General features: G+C 61.2%; 4 protein-coding genes. 3 read left to right on the top strand and 1 reads right to left on the bottom strand.

All coding sequences use genetic code 11. The features are described 5' to 3' along the window. Positions 1 to 41 precede the first annotated feature (41 nt). Both AC27LF_RS45170 and AC27LF_RS45165 read left to right on the top strand, forming a co-directional pair. Positions 42 to 512, top strand: coding sequence for a UTRA domain-containing protein (locus AC27LF_RS45170; protein ID WP_479662414.1), 471 nt, complete (start codon positions 42 to 44; stop codon positions 510 to 512). After that, positions 509 to 1,174: a YdcF family protein gene (locus AC27LF_RS45165; protein WP_479662413.1), complete on the top strand. Its 666-nt coding sequence runs from the start codon at positions 509 to 511 to the stop codon at positions 1,172 to 1,174. The genes AC27LF_RS45170 and AC27LF_RS45165 overlap by 4 nt, the downstream gene beginning before the upstream one ends. 1,092 nt (positions 1,175 to 2,266) lie before the next feature. Here the strand turns inward: AC27LF_RS45165 and AC27LF_RS45160 are convergent. Beyond that, the gene (locus AC27LF_RS45160; protein ID WP_479662412.1) at positions 2,267 to 3,220 is read right to left on the bottom strand and encodes a DNA-processing protein DprA; all 954 of its coding nucleotides are present in this window, start codon (positions 3,218 to 3,220) and stop codon (positions 2,267 to 2,269) included. 538 nt (positions 3,221 to 3,758) lie between these two features. Here AC27LF_RS45160 and AC27LF_RS45155 point away from each other — a divergent pair. Next, positions 3,759 to 4,796 carry a protein NO VEIN domain-containing protein gene (locus tag AC27LF_RS45155; protein ID WP_479662411.1) on the top strand — a complete coding sequence of 346 codons (1,038 nt, stop codon included), beginning with the start codon at positions 3,759 to 3,761 and terminating at the stop codon, positions 4,794 to 4,796. Positions 4,797 to 4,817 lie beyond the last annotated feature (21 nt).

The raw sequence follows: 4,817 nt of genomic DNA, 5'->3' as shown, positions 1-4,817 counted from the left end.
GCAACTCGAAGTAACTCAATCAGGGTCACGAGACACTAGGACTGCAGGTGCTGAGCAAGGCGACAATAAAAGCCCCAACCGTCGTTGCTGAGGCGCACGGCCTGCCAGAAGGCGCCGACGTCTACGCACGGGCGCGTCTAGTCAAGGAAGGCTCGCAACCGACGCACACTCTGACCAGCTACTACCGGCCCGAACACGTCGAGGAAACGCGCATCGTCGACCCCACGCCGGGCCCCGCCGGCCGCGGCGGTGGCTTCTGGGTGCTCTACGACGCCGGATACGAGATCGACCACATGAGGGAGACCCTGTTCGCCCGCATTCCCACGGTGGAGGAATCCCAGCTCCTCCAGCTCTCGCCGGGCGAGTGGGTCGTGGAACTCCACCGAACCACCTTCACTGCGGATGGGACCGTGGTGGAATTCGCAATCGGTGTCCACGCGGCAACTCGCTTCGCATGGACCTATGACTTCAAGGTGCCTGACTCAGCGAACCCAGAGGGCGGAAGCAAGTGATCTCAGCGCAAGCGTGGGCCGACGCTCAACGGCTGTGGGACTTCCAGCAGATGGGCCACGACGTACGCCCGTGCTCGGTCGCCATCGGGCTCGGCAGTCATGATCTCGGAGTGGCGGACACAACCGCGGACCTCTATCACCGCGGCATGGCGCCGCTCATCGTGTTCACCGGGGCGACCAGTCGCACGACCCGCGACCGCATGCCCCGGGGCGAGGCTGAGCACTACCGCGAACGCGCCGTGGAACTGGGCGTTCCCGCAGCCGCGATCCTCGTCGAGCCGCAGGCCCGGAACACGGGCGAGAACATCCGCTTCTCCCGCGCACTCCTTGAAGAACGGCACGTCCCCGTCTCGTCGGTCCTCCTGGTCAGCAAGCCGTACGAGGAACGTCGCGCCTACGCGACGGCCCGCAAGCTCTGGTCCGAAGTAGAGTGGGTGAGCGCATCCACACCCATGACCCTGACGGAGTACGTCAACTCAATCCGCGATGCCCGGCTGGTCATTGACATGCTGGTGGGCGCTCAGCAGCGGCTCATGATCTACCCGCGGCAAGGTTTTATGGTTGAGCAGCACATTCCCGATGATGTTGTGACCGCTTATGAACGGCTGAGGGACGCGGGCTTCACGAGCCGTCTTGTGCAGGACGCTGCTTCCCGTAACTGACTGCGTGAACCGGTTTCATCTAGGGTCTTACAGCGGCAACATAATGAGGTGCCGAGGGCTGTACTTAGACGTATCCCGGCTCGTCATTGGCGACGAACCGTGTCAGGGGGCGTTGACCTGAGCAAGCCATCGCGGAAATGTTGCAGGATTGACTGAGCGGCCTCTGATGACCGGGACCCGGCCGACCCACCTGTTAGTGAAGTGCGTACCACATCCTAGAACATCGCACTGAAATGCGCGCGGCTCTTATTGTGTACGACGCAGTCATCAATAACTAGGTCCCTTTCGGGTAGGGTGGATATGAGTTCCTTATTATCGTTCCAATCAGAACCCAGTTGGCGCCCGAAGGATAACCCAACTACACATGTAGCCCCGCTCTCCTTGAGAGCGAAAGCGGCACTCGCCATAGTTCCCCCGGTGGTGAACGTGTCGTCCAGCAGCAAGATCCTTGCTCCGTTAACCTGGGGATCGGCTGTAAAGAGATTAGGTGCCAGCTGCCTACGGCGCTCCCGAGCTTTCTCGGCGGTGTTCTTTTTGAGGAGATCAAAGCGCCATTGCTCGGGCATTACTCGAACGGTGCTGATTACCGCTCTAAGGTGGTCCACGCCACCTCGTGCGGAAGGGTGTGAGGGTATTGGTATGCGGTAGTCAAAGTACCCTCCGTAGGATTTCTCGATACATCCTTCATGGCGCTGGAGGAAGCTCCATAGCACAGATGCGAGGGGGGCGCGAAGCCATGCGTCTCGCGACTCATTTTTGGCGCGGGCGAGGACGCTTTCCAGCCCATCGTGAACCGAGTAGCAGATTGGCACAAAGCCATCCAAGATTTCGGTGAGATTTCTACTGCTACAGGCATAGCAGTGCCTGAAGTAGATGCCGTTACGTCCTACCCGTGTGGGTGCGCGGCATAACGAGCAGATTCCTACTTCACTCGATGACACCGATGGCGCGACATGCTGCTCACGCAGCCACTCCACCCAGTGCCTCGTGTTCCAGCCCTGACTGCTGGGACGCGTGAACTCGCGATAGCGCAAGTCGACCCCCTCAACGCGTAGTTGCCCCAGGCATGAGGCTAAGCCCACGTTGCGCCAACTAGCAATCACTCAGTGTCAGAAGTAGTTGCGTGGGGCCCTCTTCTGGCCGGGTCTGGGTGCTCCAAGCCAGCGTTTCGAGCATCTGTTCGGTTTTCGCTACTGGTGTCGCTCGGCCGGCATCGATCATCTTCCGGGCCCACTCCTGCTCTGCCACGAGCGATTGCAGCAGAAGTACATGCCGTCCTTGTTCACTGGCAATGCGCGCCTGCATCTTGGCGCCAGAGGTTCGTGAGGCTTCAATCACGACGCTTCCGAGACTGATGCCAGAAGTGACATGATTCCGCCGAGGAAATGTGTCCCTGCCTGGAGGTCGAGAGGGCCAGAACTGCGAAATGATTGCCCCTTGAGCGGCAATCTCTTCGGCTAGATCGGCATTCTCCTTCGGGTAACACCGAGTGATGCCCGTACCGATTACTGCGACCGTCCGACGTTTAAAATGCAGTGCCGTCTTGTGTGCGGCAGTATCGATTCCCCGTGCCAGCCCGGACGTGATGGTGTAACCGGCATTGCTCAGCTCGCGGGCTACCATGCGTGCGCGCGACAATCCGATTTCCGATGCCTGACGTGTTCCGACGATCGCAACTGAGCGTGAATCTGCTTCAAGGGCTAGGCATCCCCTGTAGAAGAGGAATGGCGGCAGATCGGGCACGTTGCGTAGATTGGCGGGATAGCCTTCGTCGAGCACGGTAACGAGCTTGGCGCCGTGTTTTTCAGCGAGGCGCAACTCATCCTCGACGCGGTGATATTGATCTTCTAGTGCGCCATGCAGGCCCTGACGTAGGAGGGGGAGAGCCTTGCGGGCCGCCGCAGACTCTTCGGGGATGAAGCCCTCGCATAGCTCGTCCAGGTGCCCGCTCAGTGCGCACCGAGCCAGTACCGACCAGTCGACGCTCTTGCCGTCGATGCGCAGCGAGCAAAGAGCTAACAGGCGCATCTGCTGACTGTTGATCATAATTGGTTCCTTCTACTCAAAGATCACTGTTCGAAGGATCTGCACGAGTCCGTGTAATAACTGACAGTCTATCGGTCGGAAGCATGCAGTTGCTACATGTCTTCCACCATTGCCGCCACATAACGCCGGATGGGTCGCTGACCTGGGGGAAGCGAGAACGTACCGCCGTGGTCCCCTCTGTGTAGGTCCTGGCGAGCATTGCACGTTCCCAGAGTCAGCCCCCTGGTAGAGGCTTTGGGTCATGTGTGGGCTAACACGGCGGCTCAAGCGTCCAGTAGAGGTGTCGTTGCAGGGCAGGAAGGTTTTACGTTCTGCAGAACGACGCTCTTGGGGACCGTCGTGGCGGTGACGGGACTCGTACCACGACGTCGGCGGCCACTGACTGCAGGCTTTGACGGCAACAGGCGTGCGCCTCGCTGCACACCGGCAACCTTGAACACTTCCCGTTCGCGAGGACTGTGCCTGCACGCCCGAACCACTGGAGCCGCCAGACCTGGCAGGATCACCGGCAGCCCGATGTTGAGAGTCAGGGGGGACCATGGCCATAAACAAGTGGTGGAGAAGCGACCCGAACGAGCGTTACTGGGTGGAGATCACGAACCGCGAGGACATCGGCACCAACCTGCTCGCGCCTCAAGTCGACGATCGTGGCAAGCCGTACTGGTCCTACACGCTCGTACGCGAGGTACGGCCCGGCGATCTCGTTTTGCACTGGGACAAGAACCACGGTCCTGGCGTGGTGGGGTACTCCCACGTTCGAGGTGAGGCCTTCGCGTCTACGATCACCTGGCAGAGCCGGGGCACCTATGGTCGGCAGCGGAGCGCGTCCGGTCCGGAGCCCGCTTGGGAAGCTCCTCTCGGCGGCTATCGAAGGTTGCAGCATCCTGTCACTCAGGCTCGGCTCCGCGAGATCGAGCCCACGATCCGAGCTCTGCGGGATCGTCTGACAGAGGCAGTCGGGTTGCCCCTCTATTTCCCCTTTGCGCTGTCAAGTACGCGGCCTCTTCGTGCTGCGCAGGGGTATCTGACCAAGCTCCCGCTGGCACTAGTCGAAGAGCTCCCAAAGCTGCGGGAGCTGCGCCAGACCGCCGTCTCTGAGCCGTACGAGCCGGAAGTCCCCGACCTGTTGCCCGCTTCGCTACCCAAGCAGCGCAGGGCGGCCACCGGCTACGGCCGGCAACGGGACGTACAACGGCGGCAGGCCGTCGAGCGGTACGCGATGGACCTCGTCCTCAGCCACTACCGCTCACACGGCTACGAGGCTGAGGACGTAGGTGGTCATTCGCCATGGGACATCACCGCGCGCAAGAACGGCGCCGAGGTTCACATAGAGGTGAAGGGCAGCACCACCACTCGCGAGGTAATCGACCTGACCGAGGGGGAAGTTCGCCACGCTGAAGGCGTCCCCACCTGCCTGGTAGTGATAGATCAAATCGACCTCGGTGACGACCTCCGCTGTCACGGGGGACGCTGGCGTTCATGGAGCGACTGGTCACCATCGCGGGCCGAGCTTGTTGCCACCGCTTACCGCTCTCCGCTGCCAGCGGGAGGTCACGGGGGTCGACCGTCTGTTTAGTCGGTCCTGCGGTCTCAGTCG

The organism is Streptomyces diversicolor (genome assembly GCF_057537855.1).
The sequence above is the reverse complement of the archived record's forward strand: the minus strand, read 5'-3'. Positions and strand labels throughout refer to the sequence as shown.